Consider the following 26,914-nt stretch of genomic DNA (forward strand, 5'->3'; position numbering starts at 1 on the left):
GGTGGGGGGTCAGCGGGGGGCGAGTTCGGTGCCCGGGACCTTGCCGTCGACGACCAGTTCGACCCGGTCCTCGTCGTTGAGGTGGTAGAGCAGGAACGCCGTGACCAGGGCCCGGGTCAGCCGCCGGGTCTTTCCGTCCGGGCTGCCGGACAGCAGCAGGTCGGACCAGTGCTTGCCCTCCAGGAAGCCGGTGTGCCCCGCCTTGGACAGTGTCCGGCGCCAGACCGGCCCGCCCGCGGCGGCGGCGAGCGGCTCGGCGTGCCCCGCGGGCGGGGCGACGGTGTCCTTGCCGGCGACGATGTGCAGGGTCGGGGCGCTGACCGAGCGGGCGGCCTCGAGGGCCGACGGGTGCGTCTGCGCGGGGGCGAGCGTGACGACCGCCGCCACCCGGGGGTGCGACGCCGCCGCGAGCAGCGCCGCGCCGCCACCGATCCCGTGACCCGCGACCGCCATCCGCCGGGAGTCGACGCTGATCCGGCCGTCGCCCAGCCGCACTCCCGCGCACACGTCGAGCGCGGTGCGCAGGTCGGCGGAGAACCGGGCGTGGCTGGGCAGCATCCCGCGGTGGCTGCCCGGTGCCGCGGCGACGATGCCCCACGACGCGAGGTGGCGCAGCAGGTCGGCGTAGCGGTTCGGGGGCTGGAGCCAGTCGTGTCCGAAGGCGACCGCGGGGAGCCCGAGCCCCTCGGCCGGGGCGAACACCACGCCGGGCATCCCGACCAGCCCCAGGTCGCCGCGCAGCACCTCGTGCGGACCGGGGCGGGAGAGCTCGGCGACCGCATCCTTGACCGACTTCGTCGCGGTGGGCCGCGCAGCCGGGCCCGTGGCGGACCGCGCAGACGGTCCTGTCGGGCGCCGGGTCGACTGCGTCGGGGTCACAGCCGAGCACCGTAGTCCTGCCGAATCGGGCGCGCCTACTGTGGGCGCCATGTGTGGCATCGTCGGGTACGTCGGTCATCGCCCCGCCCTGGACGTCGTGGTGGGCGGTCTGCGCCGGCTCGAGTACCGCGGTTACGACTCGGCGGGCGTGGCGCTCCTGGACGGGCAGGGCGGATTGTCCGTCGAGCGCAAGGCCGGGCCGCTGGCCAACCTGGAGGCGAAGCTGGCGCAGGTCGACGCGGGCCGCCTCACCGGTACCGCCGGGATGGGGCACACCCGCTGGGCCACCCACGGTGCCCCGACCGACCGCAACGCGCACCCGCACCGCAGCACCGCCGGCGACGTGGCGGTCGTGCACAACGGGATCATCGAGAACCACCTGCCGCTGCGTGCCGAGCTGGAGGCCGCCGGCATCGAGCTGACCAGCGACACCGACACCGAGACCGCCGCGCACCTCGTCGCCCTGGCCTACGCCGGTGCAGATGGGGGTGCGGCCACGAAGGGTGACCTGGTGGCCAGTGTGCGTGCGGTCGCCGGTCGGCTGGAGGGGGCGTTCACGCTGCTCGTCACGCACGCGGCCGAGCCGGACATGATCGTCGCCGCGCGCCGGTCGTCTCCGCTGGTGCTCGGCCTGGGCGAGGGCGAGACGTTCCTCGCCTCCGACGTCGCCGCGTTCATCGAGTTCACCCGCGACGCGGTCGAGCTGGGCCAGGACCAGGTCGTCACGATCACCCGGGAGGGCTACACGGTCACCGACTTCGCGGGCGAGCCGGTCGGGGCGGCTCCGTTCCGGGTCACCTGGGACCTCGCGGCCGCCGAGAAGGGCGGCCACGACTACTTCATGCTCAAGGAGATCGAGGAGCAGCCGACCGCCATCGCGGACACGCTGCGCGGGCACTTCATCGACCACAAGATCGTCCTCGACGAGCAGCGGCTGTCCGATCAAGAGCTGCGCGACATCGACAAGGTGTTCGTCGTGGCCTGCGGGACGGCGTACCACTCCGGCCTGCTGGCCAAGTACGCGATCGAGCACTGGACCCGGCTGCCCGTCGAGGTCGACCTGGCCAGCGAGTTCCGCTACCGCGACCCGGTGCTCGACCGCTCGACGCTGGTCGTCGCGATCTCCCAGTCCGGGGAGACCGCCGACACGCTCGAGGCACTGCGGCACGCCAAGGACCAGAAGGCCCGGGTGCTGGCCATCTGCAACACCAACGGTGCGCAGATCCCGCGCGAGTCCGACGCCGTGCTCTACACCCACGCCGGTCCGGAGATCGGGGTGGCCGCGACGAAGACGTTCACCAGCCAGATCGCGGCGAACTACCTCGTGGGGCTGGCGCTGGCGCAGGCGCGGGGCACCAAGTACCCGGACGAGGTGGCCCGCGAGTTCCGCGAGCTGGAGGCGATGCCCGCCGCCGTCGCCGCGACGCTGCAGAACCTGGACGCGGCCCGCGCGCTCGGCCGCGAGCTGGCCGGCTCCAAGGCGGTGCTGTTCCTCGGCCGGCACGTCGGTTACCCGGTGGCGCTGGAGGGCGCGCTCAAGCTCAAGGAGCTCGCGTACATGCACGCCGAGGCGTTCGCCGCCGGCGAGCTCAAGCACGGCCCGATCGCGCTGATCGAGGAGGGCCTGCCGGTGATCGTGGTGATGCCCTCGCCGAAGGGCCGCGCGGTGCTGCACGCCAAGCTGCTGTCCAACATCCAGGAGATCCAGGCACGCGGCGCGCACACCGTGGTGATCGCCGAGGAGGGCGACGAGACGGTCCGCCCGTTCGCCGAGCACCTGTTCGAGGTGCCCGCCGTGCCGACCCTGCTGCAGCCGCTGGTGTCCACGATTCCGCTGCAGGTGATCGCGGCGGAGATCGCCCGCGCCCGCGGGTTCGACGTGGACAAGCCGCGCAACCTCGCGAAGTCGGTCACTGTCGAATAGGGACGGTGGCCACCCGGCACCGTGGTGTTAGCACCCCTGAGGTGATCTGTTCCCGTCGCTAACGTCCTCGTAGCGGGGAACGACGAGCTCGACGAGTCACGTCCCCGGGTCGGATCGACCGATCCGCTCGGTCCACCTCACGCAGGGAATGAGGACATGATCATGGTGTACAGGATCGGTCGGGTCGTGGCTGCCGCCGGGGCGGCGGCCGCGCTGCTGTTCGGGCTGGCCGGCTGCTCCGCGTCGGTGCCGAAGGAGGACGTGGCCTCGTCGATCAGCTCGGAGCTGGGCAAGCAGGGCATTCAGGCGCAGAACGTGACCTGCCCGCAGGATCTGAACGCCGAGGTCGGCCGGTCGGTCCGTTGCGAGTTCCAGGTGGACGGTCAGCCGGTCGACGCGGTGGCCACGGTGTCGTCCCTGGAGGGCGACACCGCGAAGTTCGACATCACGACCGAGGCTCGTCCGGTGGCGAAGGCCGTGCTGGAGAGGGAGGTCGGCAAGCAGGTCGAGCAGATCGCCCAGGCGACGCCGGAGACGGTGAGCTGCGCCGGAGACCTCCCCGCCGAGGTGGGGAAGACCACGCCGTGCACCGTGACCGCCCAGGGCGAGGCCCTCGACCTGACGGTGACGGTGACCGAGGTCGACGGCGGCCGGGTCAACTTCAGCATCGAGTCCACGGGCTGAGAACCCGCCTGCGCGTTGTGGCCCTGTGTCGGCGACGGGCCCCGCTAGCGTGGCCCGGATGAGGGGCGTCTGGACCGCGCAGCAGGTGCGCGAGACCGAGCAGGTACTGCTGGACCGCACGGCGGAGGGCGCGCTGATGCGGCGGGCGGCGTTCGGTGTGGCCGTGCGCGTCCGCACGCTGCTCGGCGAGCGCACCGGCGGGGTGTCCGGGCATCGGGTCGCGCTTCTCGTCGGCGCCGGCAACAACGGTGGTGACGCGCTGTGGGCCGGGGCCTACCTGCGGCGCCGCGGGGTCGGTGTGACGGCGGTGCTGCTCGACCCGCGGCGGGCCCATCCCGGCGGGCTGGCCGCGCTGCGCCGGACCGGCGGCCGGGTACTGGACGTGGGCCGGGCCGGCGACGACCGGGCCCGGGCGGCGCTGGCCGGGGCGCACGCGGTCGTCGACGGCATCGTCGGGATCTCCGGGAGCGGTCCGCTGCGCGAGCCGGCCGCCACCCTGGTCGCCGCCGTCGAGGAGGCGGGCGTGCCGATCGTCGCGGTCGACCTGCCGAGCGGCGTCGACCCGGACACCGGGGCCGTCGACGGTCCGGCGGTGACCGCCACCGAGACCGTCACCTTCGGGGCGCTCAAACCGGTGCACGCGCTCGCCGCGTGGCGCTGCGGCCGGGTGCACCTGGTCGACATCGGCCTCGGCCCGCTGCTGCCGCCGCCGCACGCGCAGGTCATCGAGGCTGCGGACGCCGGCGCACGCTGGCCCGTCCCCGGCCCGCTCGACGACAAGTACACCCAGGGCGTGAAGGGGATCGCCGCCGGCTCCGCGATGTACCCGGGCGCGGCGGTGCTCGCCACCGGCGCCGCCGTGCTCGCCACCAGCGCGATGGTGCGCTACGCGGGCACCGCCGCCGACGGGGTCCGCGCCCGCTGGCCGGAGGCGATCGCCACCGATCGGTTCGCCGAGGCCGGGCGGACGCAGTCCTGGACGGTCGGACCGGGCATCGGCACCGACGACGCCGCCCGCGACCTGCTCGCCGCGGTGATCGAGCGCGACGTCCCGCTGTGCATCGACGCCGACGCCATCACCCTGCTCGGCCGCCACGAGGACCTGCGGGCCGCCGTCCGCGGCCGGCCGGTCGTGATCACCCCGCACGACCGGGAGTTCGCGCGCGTCGCCGGGGAGGTCGGCCGGGACCGCATCGGCGCGGCCCGCCGGGCGGCCGCCGAACTCTCGGTCACCGTGCTGCTGAAGGGCCACGCCACGGTGGTGGCCGACCCCGGGGGCCGGGCGCTGGTGCATCCCTCGACGACGTCCTGGGCGGCCACGGCGGGCTCCGGCGACGTGCTGTCCGGGATCATCGGCTCGCTGCTCGCGGCCCGGCTGGACCCCTGGTGGGCGGCCGGCTGCGCAGCCCACGTGCACGGTCGCGCCGCGGAGCTCGCCGCCCGGGGTGCGCCCGCCCCGGCGTCGTTCCTGCAGGCGGCCATCCCGGACGCGATCCGGGAGGCCCGCGCCGCGGCCGGGGACGAGGTGTCCGTCGCACGGTGACGACGGCACGACATCGCCGGATGCGATGATGCGGGGGTGGCCGACACGTCCGGAAGGACCGCGCCGCGCGGAGCCATGAGCCCCGCCGAAGCGGTCGTCGATCTCGCCGCGATCCGGCACAACGTGGGCCTGCTGGCCCGGGAGGCCGCCGGATCCGGCGCGCAGACCATGGCAGTGGTCAAGGCCGAGGGCTACGGCCACGGCGCGGTCCCCGTGGCCCGCGCGGCGCTCGAGGCGGGCGCGAGCTGGCTCGGTGTCTGCACCCTCGACGAGGCGCTCGAACTGCGCGCGGCCGGGATCACCGCGCCGGTGCTGTCCTGGCTGCACCTGCCGGGCGAGGACTTCGGGCCCGCCGTGTTCGCCGGCGTCGACCTCTCGGTGTCCTCGCGCGGCCATCTCGCCGCGGTGCTCGACGGGGCCCACCGTGCCGGCCGGCCCGTCCGGCTGCACCTGAAGATCGATACCGGGCTCAGCCGCAGCGGCGCGCAGCCCGCGGACTGGCCCGCCCTGGTCGACGACGCGGCGAAGGCCGTCGCCGACGGCATGGCCGAGGTCGTCGCCGTGTGGTCGCACCTGGCGCACGCCGACGCCCCGCAGCATCCCGTGCTGGACCGGCAGGCGGCCCGGCTGACCGCCGCCTGGGAGGCGACGCGCGAGCGGGGGCTGGATCCGATCCGGCACCTGGCGAACTCCGCCGCCACCATGACGCGCCCCGACCTGCACTTCGACCTGGTCCGTCCCGGCATCGCGGTCTACGGGCTCGACCCGCTGGACCGCCCCGTCGCCGAGAGCCCGTTGCGCCCGGCGATGACGCTGCGTGCGCGGGTCGCCCTGGTGAAGCGGGTGCCGGCGGGCGAGGGCGTGTCCTACGGGCACGAATGGACGACCCCGGCCGAGACGACGCTCGCGCTGTTGCCCATCGGGTACGCCGACGGGGTGCCCCGCCGGCTGAACGCGCGCGGCCGGATGCGGGTGTGGCTGGCCGGGCGGTCGCGCCCCGTCGTCGGGCGGGTGTGCATGGACCAGATCGTGGTCGACTGTGGCCAGGACGACGAGGTCCGGGTGGGCGACGTGGCCGTGCTGTTCGGTCCGGGCGAGGACGGCGGGCCGACCGCTCAGGAGTGGGCCGACGAGCTCGGCACGATCCACTACGAGATCGCGACCGGCGTCCATGGGCGCCGGGTGCACCGCTCGTTCGTGAACGGCCCGACAGCCGGGATCGGAAGCACCGCGTGGTGAGGCGCAAGGTCTGGCAGGCGCTCGGCGTCGCAGGCGGGCTGGCCGGCGCAGCGGGCGCGGCCGTCGGGGTGGGCGTGGCCGCCCGCCGGCGCACCCAGATCGTGGACGATCGCCGCCGGCTCGCGGCCCAGCTGTCGACCGGGGCGCCCGGCGAGCTCCCTGCGGGAGAGCAGTCGTCGGTCACCGCGGACGACGGGGTGCGGCTGTCGTGTGAGGAGATCGAACCGGCCGGGCGTGCCGAGCTGACCGTGGTCCTGGTGCACGGCTTCGCGCTCGACCGCCGGACCTGGCGACTGCAGCGCCGCACGCTCGCCGAGCTCACCGATCCGGCCGTCCGGGTCGTGCTCTACGACCAGCGCAGCCACGGCCGGTCCGAGCGCGCGCCGCGGGAGAGCTGCACACTCGATCAGCTCGGCCGCGACCTGGACGCGGTGATCCGCGCGTTGGCCCCGGACGGACCGCTCGTCCTGGCCGGACACTCGATGGGCGGCATGACCCTGATGGCGCTCGCCGAGGAGCGCCCGGAGCTGTTCACCGAGCGGGTCGCGGGCGTGGCGCTGGTGTCGACGTCGGCCGGTGAGATGGCCAGCCACGGGCTGCCGGGCACGCTGCTGTCCCGGCACAACCCGCTGACCCGCGGCGTCGGGCTGCTCGCCCGGGTGCAGCCGAAGCTCGTCGAGGGCGTGCGCCGGGCGGCGAGCGACGTGATCTGGTCGATCACCCGCCGGTACGCCTACGGCGACCGGTCCGTCGACCGTTCGCTGGTCGATCTCGTCGACAGCATGATCTCCAGCAATGCGGTGGACGCGCTGACCGACTTCGTGGACACCCTCGGCAGTCACGACCGGCTCGCCGCGTTGCCCGCGCTGGCCGGCTGCGAGGTGCTGGTGGCCGCCGGGGACGGGGACCGGCTGATCCCGTTCAAGCACAGCGAGACCATCGCCGCGGAGCTGCCGGACGCGGTGCTGCTGCGGCTGCCGGGTGTCGGGCACCTGCCGATGCTCGAACAGCCCGCGGCCGTCGACGAGGCCCTGGCCGACCTGATCGCACGCAGCGCGCGACGGGTCCGGGCGGCCCGGGGCGTACGGAAGCTGCGGGGGCGGGCATGACGCTGCGCTGGGACACCGAGATCGAGCTGCCGGAGCACACCGACACCGAGGACCTCGGGGCCGCGCTGGCCGCCGAACTGCGCGCCGGTGACCTGGTCGTGCTGTCCGGTCCGCTGGGGGCGGGCAAGACCGTGCTGGTACGCGGGATCGCCCGCGGGCTCGGCGTCGCGGGCCCGGTGACGTCGCCGACCTTCGTGATCGCGCGCGAGCATCGGCCGCTGTCCGACGGGGCCGGGGTGCCGCTGGTGCACGTCGACGCCTACCGGCTCGGGACGGGCGGGGTGGACGTCGCGGCCGAGCTCGACGACCTCGACCTGGACACCGACCTGGCCGAAGCGGTGGTCGTCGTGGAATGGGGCGAGGGCGTGGCCGAGCGGCTGGCGGCCCGGCACGTCCTGGTGCGGCTGCACCGCCGCCCCGACGACGTGCGGGTGGCCAGCGTGCACCGGGTGCGCACGGTGGCGGGGGCCTTCGCGGAGCCGGCGCCGTGATCGAGGCCGTGATCTTCGACTGGGGCGGCACGCTGACCCCGTGGAAGACGATGGACTTCCATGCCGGATGGCGGGCCTACTCCGAGGTCCTGCACGCCGACGACGCCGAGCGGGCCGCGGCCTCCGCGGCGGCCCTGGTCGATGCGGATATGGCCCGGTGGGCGAGCGTGCGCGACGAGCACCGCGCGTTCACCCTCGCCCAGGTGCTGGCCGACGCGCTGATCGACGCGGACGTCGATCACCACGACGCGGCGCTCGACGCGTACCGCGAGTTCTGGGTGCAGGCCACGCACACCGACCCCGAGGCGGCGCCGATGCTGGCGGCGCTGCGGGGACGCGGGCTCAAGCTGGGCGTGCTCTCCTCCACGGCGTGGCCGGGGGAGTGGCACGAGGAGTGGCTGCGCCGTGACGACATCCTGGACTACTTCGACGGTGTCGTCTGGAGCAGCGACCTGCCGTGGACCAAGCCGCACGCCTCGGCGTTCCGGGCGGCGATGGACGCGGTCGGGGCCGACGACCCGGCGCGCTGCGTCTACGTCGGTGATCGGCCCTACGACGACATCAGCGGCGCGAAGGCGGTGGGCATGCGAACGGTTCTGGTGCCGCACAGCGACATCCCGCTCGCGCAGCAGGTGCCGGTCGACGTCACACCGGACGCAGTGATCCAACGACTGGCGGATCTGCCGGAGGCGATCGCCGGTTGGTGAGCCCCGGGTGTGACCCGAAGGGGCTCCCGGCGGCCCCGCCGGAAGGCGCTCGTACGCTCGTAGGCGTGCTCGTGCTGGCTCTGGACACCGCGACGCCGGCGGTCACCGCGGGCGTCGTCGAGCTGACCACCGCTCCCTCCGACCCGCCGACGGTCCGGGCGACCCGGATCGCCCACGACGCGCGCAAGCACGCCGAGCTGCTCATGCCCGGTGTGCTGGCCGCGTGCGCGGAGGCGGGTGTCGCGCTCACCGACCTCGACGCGATCGTCACCGGTACCGGGCCCGGCCCGTTCACCGGCCTGCGGGTCGGGATGGTCACGGCCGCCGCGCTCGGTGACGCGCTCGACGTCCCGGTGCACGGGGTGTGCTCGCTGGACGCGATCGCGGTCGAGGCGGTCGAGGCGCCGGTCACCGGTAACCTGCTCGTGCTCATCGACGCCCGCCGCCGCGAGGTCTACTGGGCCGCGTACGACGACCAGGCCCGGCGGTTCGACGGCCCGCACGTCGAGACCCCGGCGGCGCTGGCCGCGCGGCTGCCCGAGCTGGGGGTCGGGGCCACGGCCGGCGGCGCCGCCGAGGTGCACGCCGGGCTCCTGGGACGGCCGGTGCTGAGCCCGGCCGCGCCGTCACCCGCCGCGCTCGTCGCGGTGGCCGCCGACGTGCTGCGCTCCGGGGCGGCGCCCGAGCCCCTCCAGCCGCTCTACCTGCGTCGGCCCGACGCCGTCGAACCGGGCGCGCGCAAGCGGGTGAGCACCGGATGACGCCGGATGTCGGCAGCGCCGTCACGATCGGCCCGCTGTACCGCTCCGACGCGGCCCGCTGCGCGCAACTCGAGCGGGTGCTCTTCCCCGGGGACGACCCGTGGAGCGCGCAGGCGTTCCGCGACGAGATCGCCGCGGGCCACCACTTCCTCGCCGCCCGCGACGGCGATGCGCTCCTCGGGTACGCGGGGCTGGCGTTCGTGGCCGGTCCGCCGCAGCCCGAAGCCGAGATCCACACCATCGGGGTCGATCCCGCGTACCAGCGCCGCGGCATCGGCCGCGCGCTGCTCCTGGGCCTGCTGGGGGTGGCCGACGCGGTCGGCGCCACCGTGTTCCTGGAGGTCCGCACGGACAACGTCGCGGCGCAGGCGCTGTACGAGGCCGAGGGGTTCACCGTGGTCGGCCTGCGCAAGCGTTACTACCGGCCCAGCGGGGCCGACGCCTACACGATGCGAAGGGATCCGAAGCAGTGACCGGGACCGGCCGGCAGGGTCGAGCATGAGCGCCGTCGTACTCGGGATCGAGACCTCGTGCGACGAGACGGGGATCGGGCTGGTCCGCATCGACGAGGCCGGGACGGCCACGCTGCTGGCCAACGAGGTCGCCTCCAGCGTCGACGAGCACGCCCGTTTCGGCGGGGTGGTCCCGGAGGTCGCGTCGCGCGCGCACCTGCAGGCCATGGTCCCCGCCGTGCGCCGCGCGATGCGGACGGCCGGGGTCCGGCCCCGGGACGTCGACGCCGTCGCCGTCACCGCCGGGCCCGGGCTGACCGGCGCGCTGCTCGTCGGGGTGGCCGCGGCGAAGGCCTACGCCACGGCGTGGGACGTCCCGCTCTACGGGGTCAACCACCTCGCCGCGCACGTCGCCGTCGACACCCTGCAGCACGGTCCGCTGCCGCCCGCCCTCGCACTGCTCGTCTCCGGCGGGCATTCCAGCCTGCTCGACGTGCCCGACCTGGCCGGTCCGGTCACCCCGCTCGGTGCCACGATCGACGACGCCGCGGGCGAGGCGTTCGACAAGGTCGCGCGGCTGCTCGGGCTGCCGTTCCCCGGCGGCCCGCACATCGACCGGGTGGCGCGCGAGGGGGACGGCGCCGCGATCGCGTTCCCGCGCGGGCTCACCGGGCCGCGGGACGCCCCGTTCGACTTCTCCTTCTCCGGGCTCAAGACCGCCGTCGCCCGGCACGTCGAGGCGCTCGAACGGGCCGGCGCGCCGGTCCCGGTGGCCGACGTCGCGGCGAGCTTCCAGGAGGCGGTGGTCGACGTGCTCACCGCCAAGGCCGTCCGCGCCGCGCGGGAGCGCGGGATGGACACGCTGCTGCTCGGCGGCGGGGTGGCCGCCAACTCCCGGCTACGTGAACTCGCCCAGGAGCGCTGCGACGCCGCGGGGCTGAGGCTGCGGGTGCCCCGGCCGGGGCTGTGCACCGACAACGGCGCGATGGTCGCGGCGCTCGGGGCGCACCTGCTGGTGAACGGGGCCGAGCCGTCCCCGCTGGAGCTTCCGGCGGACTCTGGCCTCCCGGTCACCGACGTCCTGGTCGGGTGAGCCGGCCGGGCGTCATTCGCTGACGTAGGACAGCAGGCGCAGTTCGTCGTCGGTCAGTCGCAGGTCGTGCATCGGCAGCAGCTGGTCGAGCTGCTCGGGGGTGCGCGCGCTGGCGATCGGTGCGACGACCGTCGGCGCGGCGGCCAGCCAGGCGAGCGCCACCGCGGCCACCGGCACCTCGTGCCCGGCGGCGATCTCGTCCAGCACCGCCAGCACCCGGATCCCGCGGTCGTCCAGATAGGCCCGCGCGCCCGCGGCCCGGGCGCTCGTGACCTCCGGCCCGTCCGTGCGGTACTTGCCGGTGAGGAAGCCCTTGGCCAGCGCGTAGTAGGGCACGCAGGACAGCCCCTCGCTCTCCAGCAGCGGGGCGAGCGCGGTCTCGAACTCGCTGCGCTCCATGAGGTTGTAGTGCGGCTGCAGCGCCACATAGGACGCCAGCCCGTCCCGCGCGGAGATCTCCAGGGCGGAGCGCAACCGCTCGGCGGAGAAGTTCGACGCCCCGATCGCGCGGACCTTGCCCGCCCGCACGAGCGCGTCGAACGCGTCGAGGGTCTCCTCCTGGACGGTGTCCGGGTCGTCCCGGTGGGCGTAGTAGAGGTCGATGTGGTCGGTGCGCAGCCGGCGCAGCGAGTCCTCGACGGCGGCCGTGATGTTCGCCGCGGACAGGCCCGGGCGCTGCGGCCAGGAGCCGACCTTCGTCGCGATCACCAGGTCGTCGCGGTTGCCGCGCTCGGCCATCCAGTCGCCGATGATCGTCTCGGACTCGCCGCCGGAGTTGCCGGGGGTGCGCCACATGTAGGAGTCGGCGGTGTCGATGAAGTTGCCGCCGGCCGCGACGTAAGCGTCCAGGACGGCGCGCGATGTGTCGGCGTCCGCCGTCCAGCCGAACACGTTGGCGCCCAGGCAGAACGCGGAGACGTCCAGGTCGCTCGATCCGATCTTCGCCATACCGCAGACCCTACGACCGGGACCGGGGTGGTCGTGAGCGGAGACGGCCGCCGGAACGGTGTGGTCCGCTCACCGGGGTCGCAGACCGGGTCGGCGGTCCTCGACGGCGAACGATCCGCGGATCTCGACCGGCGCCCCCGCGCGCTGCACGTAGGGCACGACCCGGAAGTCGGCGGTCATCTCCTGGGCGGTGAACCGGGTCCGAACGTAACCGCGCCGGTTGTTGTAGAAGCGCAGGTGCGGGTTCTCGGCGAGGGTGGTTGCGGTGTCCGACCGGGTCTCCGAGCCGTCCCCGCCCGAGGTGATCGACGACGTGACCGGGTCGGTGCGGTCCGCGCACTCGGTGTTGAACCGGTCCCCGCAGGGCTGGTCGCCGCGGTACTGGCGGGTGTCGAGCATGTGGAAGCTCGCCAGCGAGCCCCGGCCGACCCGGCGGTAGAGCTGCATGTCGGTGCCCTGCGGCCGCTGCGCGCGGCGCAGCGGCATGTTCTCCCGGTAGGCCTGCAGGGCGGCCGCGCACCGGGCGGGGAAGTCCGGCTGCGGGATGTGGGGCTTCTCGGGGATCTCGCCGGCCCAGTTGTTGTCCACCTCGTGGTCGTCGAACACGACCAGCCACGGAGCGGCGGCGTGTGCGGTCTGCAGGTAGGTCCGGCTCCTCCTCGCCGAGGTGCCGGTAGGCGGTGAAGTAGCCGAGCTCGTACTGCGAGCACGAGGCGAAGCACATCGTCAGCCGGCTCATGGCACCCGGCGGCGGGGCCGCGTCCACAGCACCATCCCGTCGGGCGCCGGCTCGCCGGAGGCGACGCCGAGGGTGAACGGGTTCGCGCGCGGTGCGCCCGCCGCCGCTGCGGAGGACCCGGTGAGCATCGCGGCCGGCGCGGCGACGGCCGCGGTGGCGATCAGCCCCGCGCGCAGCACCGTGCGCCGGTCGTGGGCGGGGACGTGGGTCCGCGGCTGATCCCGGTGCACGGGACGCAGCGTGCGGCATCCGGGCGAGCACGGCATGGCTCGCGATCCACCGGGAGGTGAACGGCCGGCGAGCGGTACGGGCGCGGCATGCGGCCGATTCCGGGGAGTTGCGGTTCCACACAACACGGACACGGACCAGCGTTGAGTGGTTGGCACTCTCATGGGTAGAGTGCCAGAGCACAGTTTCGATCGGGTCGCCCCGGCACCCGCGACGGCGGGGCCCTGGTCGGCTGTCAGTTGCCAGAGTGACGAGCGCAGGTACGAACCCCAGGAAGGGGAGGTCATCCAGTGGCGAACATCAAGCCGCTCGAGGACAAGATCGTCGTCCAGGCCAACGAGGCGGAGACCACCACCGCCTCCGGCATCGTCATCCCGGACACCGCGAAGGAGAAGCCCCAGGAGGGCAAGGTCCTCGCGGTCGGCCCCGGCCGGTACACCGAGCAGGGCACCCGCATCCCCGTGGACGTCAACGTCGGCGACGTGGTCATCTACTCGAAGTACGGCGGCACCGAGATCAAGTACGACGGCGAGGAGTACCTCATCCTCTCCGCTCGCGACGTTCTCGCCATCGTCAACTGACACCACCCGGCTGAACTCAGCCGCACTCGCGCCGCCCCGGCCGTCCGTCGACCCACGGGCAGCCGGGGCGGTGTCGTGTGGCGGGTGCTCGCCAACCCGAAGACTCTGTAATCCCTGAGAGAGGCACAGATGCCGAAGCAGATCAGCTTCGACGAGCAGACGCGTCGGGCGCTGGAGCGTGGGGTGAACCAGCTCGCGGACGCCGTGAAGGTCACCCTCGGTCCGCGTGGGCGTCACGTCGTGCTGGAGAAGAAGTTCGGCGGGCCCACGGTGACGAACGACGGTGTCACCATCGCCCGCGAGATCGACCTGATCGACCCCTTCGAGAACCTGGGCGCCCAGCTCGCCAAGTCGGTCGCCACGAAGACCAACGACGTGGCGGGCGACGGCACCACCACGGCCACCGTGCTGGCCCAGGCGCTGGTGCGCGAGGGTCTGCGCAACGTGGCCGCGGGTGCGAACCCGGCCTCGCTCGGCCACGGCATCGCCGCGGCCGCCGACAAGGTCTCCGAGGTGCTCAAGGAGAAGGCGACCCCGGTCAACGGGCCGGAGCACATCGCCCAGGTCGGCACGATCGCCTCCCGTGAGGAGACGATCGGCCAGCTGATCAGCCAGGCGCTGGAGGCGGTCGGCAACGACGGTGTGATCACCGTCGAAGAGGGCTCGACGATCAGCACCGAGCTGGAGATCACCGAGGGCCTGCAGTTCGACAAGGGCTACCTCTCGCCCTACTTCGTCACCGACCCGGAGTCGATGGAGGCCGTCCTCGAGGACCCCTTCATCCTGCTGCACCGGGAGAAGATCAGCGCGATCGCCGACCTGCTCCCGCTGCTGGAGAAGGTGGTGGCCGAGGGCAAGCCGCTGCTGATCGTGGCCGAGGACGTCGAGGGCGAGGCCCTGTCCACCCTGGTCGTCAACTCGATCCGCAAGACCGTCCGGGTCGTGGCGGTCAAGGCGCCGTTCTTCGGGGACCGCCGCAAGGCGTTCATGGAGGACCTGGCGATCGCCACCGGCGGCCAGGTCGTCAACCCCGAGGTGGGCCTCAAGCTCAGCGAGGTCGGGCTCGAGGTGCTCGGCCGGACCCGTCGCGCGGTCGTCACCAAGGACACCACGACCCTGGTCGAGGGCGCGGGCAGCAAGGAGGCCGTCGAGGCCCGCATCGCCCAGCTGCGCGCCGAGATCGAGGCCACCGACTCCGACTGGGACCGCGAGAAGCTGCAGGAGCGGCTGGCCAAGCTGTCCGGCGGGGTCGCGGTGATCAAGGCCGGTGCGGCCACCGAGACCGAGCTCAAGGAGCGCAAGCACCGCATCGAGGACGCGGTGGCGGCGACCCGGGCCGCGGTCGAGGAGGGCATCGTGCCCGGCGGCGGCTCCGCCCTGGTGCACGCGGCCCAGGCGCTGGAGGACGGTCTGGGTCTCAAGGGCGACGAGGCGACCGGTGTCTCGATCGTCCGGCGGGCGCTGTCCGCCCCGCTCTACTGGATCGCCGCCAACGGCGGTCTGGAGGGCGCGGTCGTGATCGCCCGGGTCGCCGACCAGCCGTGGGGGCACGGCTTCAACGCGGCCACCCTGACCTACTCGGACCTGCTCGCCGACGGGGTCATCGACCCGGTCAAGGTGACCCGGTCCGCCGTGGTCAACGCGGCATCGATCGCGCGCATGGTGCTCACCACCGAGAGCGCCGTCGTCGACAAGCCGGAGCCGCCGGCTCCCGCGCCCGCGGGGGGCCACGGCCACGGTCACGGTCACTGACCGGCCGACGACCGGCACACGCAAGGGCGGGCCGGTCCTCCTGACCACCAGGAGGACCGGCCCGCCCTTCGTCGTTCCCGGGGCCGCGCCGGCTCAGCGCGAGCCGGACACCGGCGCGTACGCGACCTTGAGGGTGCGATCGCGGCCGCGGATGATGTCGTCACGCTCGGACTCCGACAGGCCGCCCCACACTCCGTACGGCTCCTGGACGGACAGTGCGTGCCGGCGGCACTGCTCCAGCACCGGGCAGGTCTGGCAGATCTCCTTGGCCCGCGCCTCCCGGTTGGCCCGGGCGGGGCCGCGTTCCCCCTCGGGATGGAAGAAGGACGCGCTGTCCATGTCGCGGCACGCCCCGCGCATCTGCCAGTCCCAGATCTCCGTGACCGGGACCGGCAACCTCCGGATGTCCGCCACCTTCACCACCCCGCCCTGTTCGTCAACCGCTCCGACAGCCCGCGGGTACCCTACCGCAAAACCGCGTCAAACATTGTTCAAGAAGAAACCCTGAGGTCGGCGTCCGGGGTGTGGTGACTTGCCTGAACAACGTTTGGCGCGGACGATGAGCGGATGCATCCGGAACCGCCGCCGGCCCCTGCGCCGGACCCCCGGCCGTTCGGTGCGACGTCCCGGAAGCCCGTGGATCATGTGAACGACCGCGACGAGCACGATCCGGAGGACCCGTCCGCCCTGCGGCTGACCGTGGCCGCGGTCGCGCGCCGACTCGGAGTCGCACCCGCGACCCTGCGCACCTGGAACCGCCGCTACGGCATCGGGCCCTCCGACCACGCGCCCGGACGACACCGGCGCTACTCCGCCGACGACGTGGCGCGCCTGGAGCTGATGCAGCACGCGCTCGTGCGTGGGGCGTCGCCCGCCGAGGCCGCGCGCTACGCCACGTCGGCGCGGTTGCCGCGCCCGGACGCCGACCCGCCGGACCGCCCCCGGGTGGTGTCTGCGGAGGCGGGCCCGCCCGGGGGCGTCCCACTCGAGCCGGTCGGCCTGGAGCAGGTGGCCGGAATCGACCGGCCCGTCGGCGCCGAGGCCGGCGATCCGCTGCTGCTGGGTGGCGGCGCCTTCGACCTGGAGAGCCCCGACCTGGGGTCCCGGGTGCGGGTCGGCGGCCGGGTGCTGCGGCTGCCCGGATCCAGCCGGCGGACCCGCGGGGTCGGGCGGGCGGCCCTGGCCATGGACGCCGCTGCGTTGCGGCGGTTGCTCGTCGAGGGGATCGCCGCCGACGGCCTCGCTGCCACCTGGGAGGAGGTCGCCGCCCCGGTGCTGATCGCGGTGGCCGACCGCTGGGCGTCGACCGGGGCCGGCGTGGAGATCGAGCACCTCATCAGCGAAGCGGTCATCGGCGCCTACAGCGCCCATATGCAGGCCACGCCGGTGACGGATCGGGTCCGGCCGGTCGTGCTGGCCGGGATGCCACAGGAGCTGCACAACCTGCCGCTGACCGTGCTGGCGGCGGTGCTGGCCGAGCGGGGGGTGCCGTGCCGCCCGCTCGGGCCCAACCTCCCGCCGGATGCGCTCGCGGCCGCGATCCGGCGGACCGCCCCGGCTGCGGTGGTGCTGTGGTCGCAATCGCCCGATTCCGCGGACGTCGAGTTGTTCGGGGGGCTGCCCCGCACCCGGCCGCAGTTCCGTCTGTTCGCCGCCGGGCCCGGTTGGCAGAACACCACGCTGCCGCGGCGGGTGACCCGTTTGACGTCGTTGGGAGAGGCGACATCTGTGATCAGTGACGTGATCCTGACGTGACTGCTGCATTCGAGTGAGCGATCCACTGTCAATTGCTGCGCATCCTTACGTCATTCGGAGCAGCACATGACGAGTCGGTGGCGCAACGTGGCATTCGGGCAGCGACCGGGCGACCCCGTCACCGTGACCGCCGGATCCTCGCCGAATGATCGATGGCTCGCCGCCGTCGCGCTCGGTGGGCAGGGTCGCTACGCGGCCGCGGCCGCGCTGCTGCACGGGCTCCTCGGCGACCGATCCGTCCGGCCCGACCTCGCCGCGCACGCCGCCGTCACCCTCGCCGCCCACCGCCGCCAGCTCGGGGGGCACGCCGCGGCGCGGCGCTGGGACGGGCTCGGGCTACGCCTGGCGGAGGCCGCACGCCGGGCCGGCGCGCCGGCCCGGCCCGAGCCGGACGGCGTGGATGCCGCCGGGGCGCGGATCGACGCGCTCGTCGGGCTGGCCGCCGACGCCGTCGGAACGGCGCAGGCCGGGCTGGCCGAGTGGCTACTCGCCGCAGCCGCCGAGGCCGCCCGGGAGCACCCCTCCTGGCGGCCCGCCGTTCGGCTGGGGTGGGTCCGCGCCGAGTTGTCCCTGATCCGCGGGGAGCCCGCAGCCGCGATCGGACCGGCCGAGCACGCGGTCGCCGCCGCCGCGGCGGCCGGGTCCGCGCGGCACCTGCTCAAGTCGCGCATCGTGGCGGCGGTCGTCCGGGCCGCGGCCGACCCGGACGATGCGGCCGCGGCCGGTGCGCTGGCCGATCTCGACGCACTCGCCGCAGAGGCCGAGCGGCTCTCGCTGCCACCGCTGCGCTGGCCGGCGGAGCTCGCCGCGGCCGACCTCGCGGACCGGCTGGGCGTCCGGTCCTCCGCCGGGCACGCTCGGCGGTCCGACGCCCACCGAACGGCCGAACCTGCAAACGATCGGGCAGGCGGCAGGTGCGGAGAAGCGCCGAACGACACGCTCAGCGACACGCCACGCCGACGACACGCCGCAGCGGCCACGCTGAGGGTCATCTACCGCAACGCGGACCCGGTTGGCAGGCGCCTGATGGGGGAGTCGGCGTGGGTCCCGGAGTGGCTCGGGGTAATGTAATTACTCCATTCGGTCCCTCGTCACCCACATGACGAGTGCCACTCGGCGAAAAGCTCCCGAATGGAGGGCACAAAAGCGCCCTGATCGTGTCAAGGTGAGCCTGTCACCCGCCGATGCGGAGGGTGACACATCACCCGGCTGCAGGAAGCTGCAGGAAGGAATCGTCGTGACGACGGTACTCATCTGCGACGATCGTCGCAGCGTCCGCGAAGGTCTGACCCGCGTGATGTCCGCGGTGCCGGGGGTGCACCGGATCGATTGCGTCGCGCACGGGGACGAGTTGCTGGCCCGGTTCTCCCGGCAGCCGGTCGACGTCGTTCTGGTCGGCACCCAGCGCGCAGTGCCGACCGGGGTGGAGGCCACGCGGCGGCTCGTCGCAGCCCACCCCCAGGCCAACGTCATCGTCTTCGGGGCCCCCGACGACGCGGGCAGCATCGCCGCGGCCATCGCAGGGGGCGCACGTGGTTACCTGCGGTGGGACGCCTCGCGCCCCGAGCTGGTCGCCGCTCTCGCCCACACTCTCGCCAGCACTGCCGTGCCCACGCCGCGGGCGCCCGCGGACCCCGGTGTGCAACTCACCGAGCGCGAGCTCCAGGTGTTGCGCGGCATGAGCCAGGGCAAGAGCAACGGACAGATCGGCCGGGAGCTCTACCTCTCCGAGGACACCGTCAAGACCCACGCCCGCCGGCTGTTCCGCAAGCTCGGGGTGCGTGACCGGGCCCAGGCGGTCGCCCACGGTTTCCGTCGCGGTCTGGTGTCCTGACTCACCGCACGCGGTCTCCAGCACTACCCCGGACGGGGTGTCCGGGTTCACGCGGTTGCGTCGCCGTCGCAGCACGGTTGCGCGACCGACTTCGAGCAAACAGGCGCGAACGGGGGTCGCTGGGCCTGGTTGACGGCCCAGCGCAACCTTCGTCGGCCCCATACGTCCCCTTCTGTGAGGAGCGGGTCCTCGGCCGCCGGAGCATCTTCGCTACGGTGTCGCCACTGAGGAGACGACCCGACACTCTGCGTGGTCGGCCTCACGAACGGATGATGACGAACATGCTGCGTAACGCCAGGACGACTCTGCGCGATGAGTGAGACGACAGACGTTCTCGACGAGCTCGTGGCATCTGCACTGGCAGGTGACCGCGGAGCAGTCGGACGTGTACTGGCCACCATCCGGCCGCTCGTCGTGCGCTACTGCCGTGCGCGCCTCGGCCGGGTGGATCGGTCGTCCGTTTCGGCGGACGACGTCGCGCAGGAGGTGTGTTTGGCCGTGCTGACGGCCTTGCCCAGCTACCGGGTCCAAGGGCGACCGTTCCTGGCGTTCGTGTACGGGATCGCGTCGCACAAGGTGATCGACGCGCACCGTGCTGCGACCCGGAACCGCTCCGAGTCGGTTGCCGAGGTCCCGGACGCCGTGGAGTCGTCGGATGGCCCCGAGCAGCGCGCGCTGCGCGTCGAACTCTCCGGTCAGATGGGCCGGCTGCTCGACCAGTTGCCCGAGAAGCAGCGCGAGATCCTCGTGTTGCGGGTCGTCGTCGGCCTCTCCGCCGAGGAGACGGCCGAGGCGGTCGGCTCGACGCCCGGCGCGGTCCGGGTGGCGCAGCACCGGGCGCTGGCCCGGCTACGGAAGTCGATGCCCGAGGAGGAGGTGGTCTGAGTGCGTGATCGAAACCGGCGTGGCTCTGACGGGAATCCCTTCGGGAGTTCTGACGGACGAGGCCCGAACCTGGACCATCCGAACGGCGCCGACCGTGTGCGCCCGACCGACAACAACGGCGTGCACCAGTCCGGCATGCAGCCGCGCCCGGCACCCGTCGACGAGCCGATCGACCTCGTCGCGGTTCAGGCCGACGACGAGCTGATCAACGCTCTGTCGGCAGGCATGGCGGTGTCCGCGCCGGGGCTGGACGGCTACGACGACGACGACCGGGTGGCCGCGATGCTGGCCGCCTGGAAGGCCGAGGTCGACGCCGAGCCGATCCCCGACCTCGTCGACACCGACACCGCGGTCGCCGCGATCACGTCGACCCGCCGCGCCCCGGGGCGCCGCGCCCGCCACCTCGTCCCGCTGGCCGGCGCCGCCGCGCTCATCGTCTTCGCGTTCACCGGAGTGTCCGTCGGAGCGCACAGCGCCCAGCCCGGCGACGCCCTCTGGGGGGTGTCGAAGGTCCTCTACAGCGAGCGCGCCGAGTCCGTCGAGGCTGCGGCGACCGTGCAGGTCAAGCTGGAGAAGGTGCGCACCGCACTGGCCGCCGGCAAGACCGAGGAAGCCGCGACCGAGCTGGCCGCCGCGGAACCCCTGCTGACCAACGTGCGGCCCGAGGAAGGCGCCCCGCAGCTCTCCGAGCAGCAGCAGTTCCTCGCCGCGAAGTTGTCGGAGACCCCCGCCAACACCCCGACCGACCCGGAGGCGCCGCTCCGGAGCGGGACGCCCGCGCCCGAGAGCACCTCGCCGGACACCCCGGCCGGGTCCACCCCGCCGGAGTCGTCGACCGTTCCGGGCACCTCCAGCCCGGTGCCGACGTCGGATCCGCAGGTGCCGGTCGCACCCGGCCCGTCGACGACCACACCGTCGCCGGCCCCCCAGAGCACGACGTCGGTGGCGCCCGGACCGACGACCGAGGGAGGGCCGACCGGCCCGACCACGTCCCCGGGGCAGAGCATGAACGCCCCTACCGGCACGGGCAGCACCGGCACCACCGCCTCGGCCGGCGAAGGCACCTCTGCGGTCGGGAACCCGACCAGCTGAGAACGTCGAACGGCCCCCGTCCCCTCCGCTGCGGCGGGAGGACGGGGGCCGTTCGGCGTGTTCGGCGGACCGGGTGGCGGCGTCTCAGCCGTCCGACAGTACGGCGTCGGCGTAGCCGCGGCAGTACTCCCAGGTCACGTAGTTGGCAGGGTCGGGATCGAAGGCGGGCTCGTGGGGGCGCATCTGGCCTTCCTCGAGCAACTGCTGCAGGCTCGCCCGCAACAGGCTCCACTCGTGGAAGTGCTGCTCGCCGCAGTCGCCGCAGTCGACGACGATGCCGCGCACCCCTCGGCCCTCCAGGAGCGCCTGGTAGACGGCCAGATCGGCGAGATCGGCCACGACCTCGTCGCGCTCCTGCTCGCTCAGCGCGTCCGGTTCCTCGCCATCGGGCACGTCGAGCGACAGGGCCGGATCATGAGGATCTCCGGCGAACGGGTCTGGCGGCAGTGCGTCCGGTGACACGCGGTACACGCTACTCCGCCGGACGGGCGTCATCCCGATTGGCCGGTCCCGGCGTGTGGCCGATCACGCTCGAGGCGCGCCGCCGCCCACCGAGTGTGGGCGGGGCCTCTCCCGGACGGGCGCGCCGGGTCGCCGGGCCCCGATACGATGGGGGACAGGCGGCATGTCGCGCCGCCGGATCGGTGCATGAGTCGGTGAGGGGCTGAAGGCCAGCAATGACCAGCGAGACCGCCGGACTACCGCCCAAGTTCGCCATGCTCGGCCTGACCTTCGACGACGTGCTGCTGCTTCCGGCGGAGTCGGACGTGGTGCCGAGCGCAGCGGACACGAGCACCCAGCTGAGCAGGCGGGTCCGGCTGCAGGTGCCGCTCGTCTCGTCGCCGATGGACACCGTCACAGAGGCCCGGATGGCCATCGCGATGGCGCGGGCCGGCGGGCTGGGCGTGCTGCACCGCAACCTGTCCCCGGACGAGCAGGCCGCGCAGGTCGAGGTCGTCAAGCGGTCCGAGGCCGGCATGGTGACCGACCCGGTGACGTGCTCCCCGGACGCCACCCTGGCCGAGGTCGACGCGCTCTGTGCCCGTTACCGGATCTCGGGGGTCCCGGTCGCCGACGCCGACGGCCGCCTGGTCGGGATCATCACGAACCGGGACATGCGCTTCGAGGTCGACCACGACCGGCCGGTGCACGAGGTCATGACGAAGGCCCCGCTGGTCACCGCGCAGGTCGGCGTCACCGCGGAGGCCGCGCTCGGGCTGTTGCGCCGGCACAAGCTGGAGAAGCTGCCGATCATCGACGGTGACGGCATCCTGCGTGGGCTGATCACGATCAAGGACTTCAACAAGACCGAGAAGTACCCGCTGGCCACCAAGGACCCGGACGGCCGGCTCGTCGTCGCCGCCGCGGTCGGCGTCGGCGAGGACGCCTACGCACGGGCCATGGGCCTGGTCGAGGCGGGTGTCGACGTGCTGATGGTCGACACCGCACACGGGCACTCCCGCCGGGTGCTGGAGACCGTGGCCAAGCTGCGTGCCGAGGTCGGCGAGTCGGTCGACGTCGTCGGCGGCAACGTCGCGACCCGCGCCGGTGCCCAGGCGCTGGTCGACGCGGGCGCGGACGCGGTGAAGGTCGGGGTCGGGCCCGGCTCGATCTGCACCACACGGGTCGTCGCCGGTGTCGGCGCCCCGCAGATCACCGCCATCTACGAGGCGGCGCAGGCGTGCGCGGCCGCCGGTGTGCCGGTGATCGGCGACGGCGGCATCCAGTACTCGGGCGACATCGCCAAGGCGATCGCGGCCGGGGCGAGCTCGGTGATGCTCGGCAGCCTGCTGGCCGGGACCGCGGAGTCGCCCGGCGAGCTGATCCTCGTCGGCGGCAAGCAGTACAAGACCTACCGCGGGATGGGCTCGCTGGGCGCCATGCAGTCCCGGGGTCCGGCGAAGTCGTACTCGAAGGACCGCTACGCCCAGGACGACGTGCTGAGCGAGGACAAGCTGGTCCCCGAGGGCATCGAGGGTCGGATCCCGTTCCGCGGGCCGCTGTCGCAGGTCGTGCACCAGCTCGTCGGCGGGCTCCGCTCCGGGATGGGCTACGCCGGGGCGCAGACGATCCCCGAGCTGCAGCAGGCCCAGCTCGTCCGGATCACCGCGGCGGGGCTGAAGGAGAGCCACCCGCACGACATCACGATGACCGTTGAGGCGCCCAACTACTCCGCCCGGTAACGGGCCTTCTACGCTTCTCACCCGTGCGTGACCTCGTAGAGATCGGGATGGGCCGGACGGCCCGCCGCAGCTACGACCTGCATCAGGTCGAGATCGTGCCGTCGCGGCGGACGCGGAGTTCGAAGGAGGTCTCGACCGCCTGGCAGCTCGATGCCTACCGGTTCGAGATCCCGCTGGTGACCCACCCGACCGACGCGGTGGTCTCGCCGGCCAGTGCCGTGCGGATCGGGCAGCTCGGCGGCCTGGCGGTGCTCAACGCCGAGGGGCTGTGGGCCCGGCACGCCGACACCGAAGGCGCGCTCGAACGGGTCCTGGCGGCGGCCACGGAGGACGATCCGGTCGCTGCCGTGCGCACCCTGCAGGAGTTGCACGCCGCGCCGATCCAGCCCGACCTGCTCGCCGAGGCGCTGCGGACCGTCCGCGACGCGGGGGTGACCGTCGCCGCCCGGGTCAGCCCGCAGCGGGCCCGCGAGCTCGCTCCGGCGCTGCTCGCGGGCGGCGTCGAGATCCTGTTCGTCCAGGGCACGATCATCTCCGCCGAGCACGTGTCGCCCGGGGAACCGCTCAACCTCAAGGAGTTCATCACCGGGATCGACGTCCCGGTCGTCGCGGGCGGGGTGGGTGACTACCGGACCGCGATGCACCTGATGCGTACCGGCGCCGCCGGTGTGATCGTCGGCTACGGGCAGTCCTCGGCGACGACGACCGACTCGGTGCTGGGCATCGGGGTGCCGATGGCCACGGCGATCGTCGACGCCGCCGCCGCGCGTCGCGACTACCTCGACGAGACCGGCGGCCGGTACGTGCACGTGATCGCCGACGGCGGCATGGACGGCTCCGGCGACATGGCCAAGGCGATCGCGTGCGGCGCCGACGCGGTGATGCTCGGCGAGCAGCTCGCCGATGCGGCCGATTCGCCCGGTGGCGGCCTGTACTGGACCTCCGCGGCGGCGCACCCGTCGTTGCCGCGGTCGGAGGTCACCGGGTTCGCGCCCTCCGAGCGCGATCTCGAGGCGGTGCTGTTCGGCCCGTCGACGTCCCCGTACGGCAACGTCGACCTGTTCGGGGCGTTGCGCCGGGCGATGGCCAAGACCGGGTACTCCGACCTCAAGGAGTTCCAGCGGGTGGGGCTGACGGTCCGGGGCTGAGCCGGCCCGGCCGGCCCCGGCTGTGCCCTCACCACCCTCCATAGCTCCACAACGACCGCCTGGACGACACCGCAGGGCCCCGACCGATGGTCGGGGCCCTGCTCCTGTGTGGGGCGAGCCCGCGCGGACCGCGGAACTCCCTGACGCTCGCTCCCCGACCCGTGGCACGCCCGCACGACTCCCGCCGTGCTCCCTCCGGCGCCGCGGATCCCCGTCACCCCATCCGGCCCGTGCGAGATCACCCCGCGCGGGGCGGAGTGCGCGCACGCAGGCAAGTAGATTGGCGTGTGTGCAACCCCCCACCGTCCTCGTCGTCGACTACGGGGCGCAGTACGCCCAGCTGATCGCCCGCCGGGTGCGCGAGGCGCAGGTCTACTCCGAGATCGTGCCCGCCGACACCCCGGTGGCCGACATCGTCGCCCGCAAGCCGGCCGCGCTGATCCTGTCCGGCGGTCCGTCCAGCGTGTACGCCGAGGGTGCGCCGCGCGTCGACCCCGAACTGTTCACCGCGGGCATCCCGACGCTCGGCCTCTGCTACGGCTTCCAGGCCATGGCCCTCGCGCTCGGTGGGGAGGTGGCCCATGACGGCACCCGTGAGTACGGCCGCACCGAGCTGACGGTCACCGGCGAGGCCGGGGCGCTGCACGAGGGGCTGCCCGCCCGGCACCCGGTGTGGATGAGCCACGGCGACAGCGTCGTGCGCGCGCCGGAGGGCTTCACCGTCACTGCGGCCTCGGACCGGGTCGGCGTGGCCGCGTTCGAGGACCTGGACCGGCGGCTGGCCGGCGTGCAGTACCACCCCGAGGTCGGGCACTCCCCGCACGGCCAGGAGGTGCTGCGCCGGTTCCTGCACGAGGTGGCCGGCATCACCCCGGCCTGGACCACGTCGTCGATCATCGACGACACGGTGTCCGCGATCCGGGCGCAGATCGGTGACGGCCACGCGGTGTGCGGGCTGTCCGGTGGTGTCGACTCCGCGGTGGCCGCGGCGCTCGTCCAGCGTGCCATCGGCGACCGGCTCACCTGCGTCTTCGTCGACCACGGGCTGTTGCGTGCGGGGGAGCGGGCCCAGGTCGAGCGGGACTTCGTCGCCGCGACGGGTGCCAAGCTGCACACCGTCGACGCCCGCGAGCGGTTCCTCGACGCGCTGTCCGGGGTCACCGACCCGGAGGAGAAGCGCAAGATCATCGGCCGCGAGTTCATCCGGGTGTTCGAGGCCGCGACGGCCGAGGTCGCCGAGAACGAGCACGTCGGTTTCCTGGTCCAGGGCACGCTCTACCCGGACGTGGTCGAGTCCGGCGGCGGCTCCGGCACCGCGACGATCAAGAGCCACCACAACGTCGGCGGGCTGCCCGACGACCTCGAGTTCGAGCTCGTCGAGCCGCTGCGTGCGCTGTTCAAGGACGAGGTCCGGCGGGTCGGCACCGAGCTCGGCCTGCCCGAGACGATCGTGCAGCGCCAGCCGTTCCCCGGTCCCGGCCTGGGCATCCGGATCATCGGCGAGGTCACCGCCGACCGGCTGGAGACGCTGCGCGCGGCCGACGCGATCGCCCGCGAGGAGCTCACCGCCGCCGGCCTGGACCGCTCGATCTGGCAGTGCCCGGTCGTGCTGCTGGCCGATGTGCGCAGCGTCGGCGTGCAGGGCGACGGCCGCACCTACGGCCACCCGGTGGTGCTGCGGCCGGTGTCCAGCGAGGACGCCATGACCGCCGACTGGACCCGGCTGCCCTACGACGTGCTGGAGCGCATCTCGACCCGGATCACCAACGAGGTGGCCGAGGTCAACCGCGTGGTGCTCGACGTGACGAGCAAGCCGCCCGGCACCATCGAGTGGGAGTAGCCCTCGGGAGCGGTGATGATCGCCATGGCGACGATCGCCGCTCACGGGTGAGGATGTGATCGTGAGTACGCCCACCGCGATCCCCTCGCAGATCCCCGGCCGGCTGGCCGACGCGCTGCGCACCGGCCGGTTCACCGTCACCGCGGAGATCGGTCCCCCGCGGGGCGCCGACGTGGCGCCGATCCGGCGCGCGGCGGCGGTGCTGCGCGACTGGGTGGACGCGGTCAACGTGACCGACAACCAGGGCGCCACCGTCCGGGTGTCCAGCTTCGCCGGCAGCCTCGTGGCCCTGGCCGAGGGCGTCGAGCCGGTCATGCAGATGACCTGCCGGGACCGCAACCGGATCGCCCTGCAGTCCGATCTGCTGGCGGCCGGCGCGATGGGCATCCCGAACCTCGTGCTCATGACCGGCGACCGCCCCGAGCAGGGCGACCAAGCCGACGCGGTGGGCGTCTTCGACCTCGACTCGAACGGCCTGATGGCCGCTGCCCGGAGCCTGCGCGACGAGGGCACGCTGCTGTCGGGCCGGACGATCGACCCGCCGCCGCGGTTCCTGCTCGGCGCCGTCGACAACCCGGTGGGCCCCCCGGACCGGCTGGCGCAGAAGGTCGCCGGCGGCGCGGAGTTCGTGCAGACCCAGTTCGTCTTCGACGTCGAGGCGTTCTCCGGCTGGATGGCCGGGGTTCGCGACCGCGGCCTCGACGAGCGCTGCGGCATCCTCGCGGGCATCGGACCGATCCGCTCGCTGCGCGCCCTGGAGTTCATGGCCGGCATCCCCGGCGTCGTGATCCCCGAGGCTCTCGAACGGCGGCTGCGCGGGGTGCCGGGCGATCAGGTCGCCGCGGAGGGGGTGCGGGCCTGCGTCGAGACCGTCCAGGCGCTGCGCGCGATGCCGGGTGTCGCCGGGGTGCACGTGATGGTCGTGGGCGACGAGCGAGGCGTCCCGGAGATCCTGGAGGCGGCGGGGCTGGGCCCCCGGGTCGCCGCGACCTGAGCGAGCCCGCACGGAAAGGCACGGGGCCCGTCAGGTGCCCCGTGCCTCTCCTG

General features: G+C 73.6%; 27 protein-coding genes. 21 read left to right on the top strand and 6 right to left on the bottom strand.

Going from position 1 to position 26,914, the window contains the following annotated elements:
* Positions 1–9 precede the first annotated feature (9 nt).
* Entirely contained in the window at positions 10–879 is an 870-nt protein-coding gene (locus HF519_RS20205) for a dienelactone hydrolase family protein (protein ID WP_312860231.1), read from the bottom strand.
* Positions 880–928: 49 nt separating this feature from the next.
* On the opposite strand from HF519_RS20205, the gene glmS reads away from it, so the two are divergent.
* From glmS to tsaD, 10 genes are all read left to right on the top strand, one after another.
* Positions 929–2,803: a glutamine--fructose-6-phosphate transaminase (isomerizing) gene (gene glmS, locus HF519_RS20210; RefSeq protein WP_169414549.1), complete on the top strand. Its 1,875-nt coding sequence runs from the start codon at positions 929–931 to the stop codon at positions 2,801–2,803.
* A gap of 162 nt (positions 2,804–2,965) precedes the next feature.
* Positions 2,966–3,487, top strand: coding sequence for a DUF4333 domain-containing protein (locus tag HF519_RS20215; RefSeq protein WP_169414550.1), 522 nt, complete (start codon positions 2,966–2,968; stop codon positions 3,485–3,487).
* Positions 3,488–3,545: 58 nt separating this feature from the next.
* Positions 3,546–5,030 carry an NAD(P)H-hydrate epimerase gene (locus HF519_RS20220; RefSeq protein WP_169414551.1) on the top strand — a complete coding sequence of 495 codons (1,485 nt, stop codon included), beginning with the start codon at positions 3,546–3,548 and terminating at the stop codon, positions 5,028–5,030.
* A 75-nt stretch (positions 5,031–5,105) separates the two neighbouring features.
* Positions 5,106–6,269, top strand: coding sequence for an alanine racemase (alr, locus tag HF519_RS20225; RefSeq protein WP_169414552.1), 1,164 nt, complete (start codon positions 5,106–5,108; stop codon positions 6,267–6,269).
* Positions 6,263–7,378: an alpha/beta fold hydrolase gene (locus tag HF519_RS20230; protein ID WP_169414553.1), complete on the top strand. Its 1,116-nt coding sequence runs from the start codon at positions 6,263–6,265 to the stop codon at positions 7,376–7,378. The genes alr and HF519_RS20230 overlap by 7 nt, the downstream gene beginning before the upstream one ends.
* Positions 7,375–7,869 (top strand): tRNA (adenosine(37)-N6)-threonylcarbamoyltransferase complex ATPase subunit type 1 TsaE, encoded by a 495-nt coding sequence (gene tsaE, locus HF519_RS20235; RefSeq protein WP_169414554.1) that lies wholly within the window; start codon positions 7,375–7,377, stop codon positions 7,867–7,869. Before HF519_RS20230 ends, tsaE begins: the two co-directional genes overlap by 4 nt.
* Complete coding sequence (locus HF519_RS20240; protein ID WP_169414547.1) at positions 7,866–8,576, top strand: HAD family hydrolase; 711 nt, start codon at positions 7,866–7,868, stop codon at positions 8,574–8,576. The genes tsaE and HF519_RS20240 overlap by 4 nt, the downstream gene beginning before the upstream one ends.
* 65 nt (positions 8,577–8,641) lie before the next feature.
* A complete protein-coding gene (gene tsaB / locus HF519_RS20245; protein ID WP_169414555.1) occupies positions 8,642–9,337 on the top strand; it encodes a tRNA (adenosine(37)-N6)-threonylcarbamoyltransferase complex dimerization subunit type 1 TsaB in 696 nt (231 codons plus the stop codon).
* Entirely contained in the window at positions 9,334–9,810 is a 477-nt protein-coding gene (rimI, locus tag HF519_RS20250; protein WP_169414556.1) for a ribosomal protein S18-alanine N-acetyltransferase, read from the top strand. Before tsaB ends, rimI begins: the two co-directional genes overlap by 4 nt.
* 25 nt (positions 9,811–9,835) lie before the next feature.
* Entirely contained in the window at positions 9,836–10,882 is a 1,047-nt protein-coding gene (gene tsaD, locus HF519_RS20255) for a tRNA (adenosine(37)-N6)-threonylcarbamoyltransferase complex transferase subunit TsaD (protein ID WP_169414557.1), read from the top strand.
* A 12-nt stretch (positions 10,883–10,894) separates the two neighbouring features.
* On the opposite strand, the gene HF519_RS20260 is transcribed toward tsaD, so the two are convergent.
* The 3 genes from HF519_RS20260 to HF519_RS33570 all read right to left on the bottom strand — a co-directional run bounded on the left by HF519_RS20260 (position 10,895) and on the right by HF519_RS33570 (position 12,799).
* Positions 10,895–11,830 (bottom strand): aldo/keto reductase, encoded by a 936-nt coding sequence (locus HF519_RS20260; protein ID WP_169414558.1) that lies wholly within the window; start codon positions 11,828–11,830, stop codon positions 10,895–10,897.
* 69 nt (positions 11,831–11,899) lie between these two features.
* Positions 11,900–12,436 (bottom strand): alkaline phosphatase D family protein, encoded by a 537-nt coding sequence (locus HF519_RS20265; RefSeq protein WP_438826419.1) that lies wholly within the window; start codon positions 12,434–12,436, stop codon positions 11,900–11,902.
* Positions 12,437–12,565: 129 nt separating this feature from the next.
* On the bottom strand, positions 12,566–12,799 hold the full coding sequence (locus HF519_RS33570; protein ID WP_438826420.1) for a PhoD-like phosphatase N-terminal domain-containing protein: 234 nt from the start codon (positions 12,797–12,799) through the stop codon (positions 12,566–12,568).
* Between the two features lie 288 nt (positions 12,800–13,087).
* Between HF519_RS33570 and groES the strand changes: the two genes are divergently transcribed.
* Together groES and groL are read left to right on the top strand one after the other, a co-directional pair.
* Positions 13,088–13,378 carry a co-chaperone GroES gene (gene groES, locus HF519_RS20270; RefSeq protein ID WP_169414559.1) on the top strand — a complete coding sequence of 97 codons (291 nt, stop codon included), beginning with the start codon at positions 13,088–13,090 and terminating at the stop codon, positions 13,376–13,378.
* 129 nt (positions 13,379–13,507) lie between these two features.
* Positions 13,508–15,130: a chaperonin GroEL gene (gene groL, locus HF519_RS20275; RefSeq protein WP_169414560.1), complete on the top strand. Its 1,623-nt coding sequence runs from the start codon at positions 13,508–13,510 to the stop codon at positions 15,128–15,130.
* Between the two features lie 93 nt (positions 15,131–15,223).
* Here groL and HF519_RS20280 read toward each other — a convergent pair whose 3' ends face one another.
* Positions 15,224–15,544, bottom strand: a complete 321-nt coding sequence (locus HF519_RS20280; protein WP_169414561.1) for a WhiB family transcriptional regulator — start codon at positions 15,542–15,544, stop codon at positions 15,224–15,226.
* A 231-nt stretch (positions 15,545–15,775) separates the two neighbouring features.
* Between HF519_RS20280 and HF519_RS20285 the strand changes: the two genes are divergently transcribed.
* The 5 genes from HF519_RS20285 (at position 15,776) to HF519_RS20305 (ending at position 20,696) form a co-directional block, all read left to right on the top strand.
* A complete protein-coding gene (locus HF519_RS20285; RefSeq protein ID WP_312860233.1) occupies positions 15,776–16,885 on the top strand; it encodes a MerR family transcriptional regulator in 1,110 nt (369 codons plus the stop codon).
* A 66-nt stretch (positions 16,886–16,951) separates the two neighbouring features.
* Positions 16,952–17,956 (top strand): hypothetical protein, encoded by a 1,005-nt coding sequence (locus tag HF519_RS20290; RefSeq protein ID WP_169414563.1) that lies wholly within the window; start codon positions 16,952–16,954, stop codon positions 17,954–17,956.
* A 166-nt stretch (positions 17,957–18,122) separates the two neighbouring features.
* Positions 18,123–18,719, top strand: a complete 597-nt coding sequence (locus HF519_RS20295) for a response regulator transcription factor (RefSeq protein WP_037046231.1) — start codon at positions 18,123–18,125, stop codon at positions 18,717–18,719.
* A 312-nt stretch (positions 18,720–19,031) separates the two neighbouring features.
* Positions 19,032–19,604 carry a sigma-70 family RNA polymerase sigma factor gene (locus HF519_RS20300; protein WP_169414564.1) on the top strand — a complete coding sequence of 191 codons (573 nt, stop codon included), beginning with the start codon at positions 19,032–19,034 and terminating at the stop codon, positions 19,602–19,604.
* 96 nt (positions 19,605–19,700) lie between these two features.
* Positions 19,701–20,696 (top strand): anti-sigma-D factor RsdA, encoded by a 996-nt coding sequence (locus HF519_RS20305; RefSeq protein ID WP_169414565.1) that lies wholly within the window; start codon positions 19,701–19,703, stop codon positions 20,694–20,696.
* Between the two features lie 84 nt (positions 20,697–20,780).
* Here the strand turns inward: HF519_RS20305 and HF519_RS20310 are convergent, their stop codons facing one another.
* The gene (locus tag HF519_RS20310) at positions 20,781–21,191 is read right to left on the bottom strand and encodes a DUF5319 domain-containing protein (protein ID WP_169414566.1); all 411 of its coding nucleotides are present in this window, start codon (positions 21,189–21,191) and stop codon (positions 20,781–20,783) included.
* Between the two features lie 182 nt (positions 21,192–21,373).
* On the opposite strand from HF519_RS20310, the gene guaB reads away from it, so the two are divergent.
* The 4 genes from guaB (at position 21,374) to HF519_RS20330 (ending at position 26,861) form a co-directional block, all read left to right on the top strand.
* Positions 21,374–22,879, top strand: coding sequence for an IMP dehydrogenase (gene guaB / locus HF519_RS20315; protein ID WP_169414567.1), 1,506 nt, complete (start codon positions 21,374–21,376; stop codon positions 22,877–22,879).
* Between the two features lie 23 nt (positions 22,880–22,902).
* Positions 22,903–24,027: a GuaB3 family IMP dehydrogenase-related protein gene (locus HF519_RS20320; protein WP_169414568.1), complete on the top strand. Its 1,125-nt coding sequence runs from the start codon at positions 22,903–22,905 to the stop codon at positions 24,025–24,027.
* A 289-nt stretch (positions 24,028–24,316) separates the two neighbouring features.
* Entirely contained in the window at positions 24,317–25,867 is a 1,551-nt protein-coding gene (gene guaA, locus HF519_RS20325; protein WP_169414569.1) for a glutamine-hydrolyzing GMP synthase, read from the top strand.
* A gap of 61 nt (positions 25,868–25,928) precedes the next feature.
* The gene (locus tag HF519_RS20330; RefSeq protein ID WP_312860234.1) at positions 25,929–26,861 is read left to right on the top strand and encodes a methylenetetrahydrofolate reductase; all 933 of its coding nucleotides are present in this window, start codon (positions 25,929–25,931) and stop codon (positions 26,859–26,861) included.
* The last annotated feature ends 53 nt before the right edge of the window (positions 26,862–26,914 follow it).

The organism is Pseudonocardia bannensis (assembly GCF_012911875.1).
Lineage (GTDB): Bacteria > Actinomycetota > Actinomycetes > Mycobacteriales > Pseudonocardiaceae > Pseudonocardia > Pseudonocardia bannensis.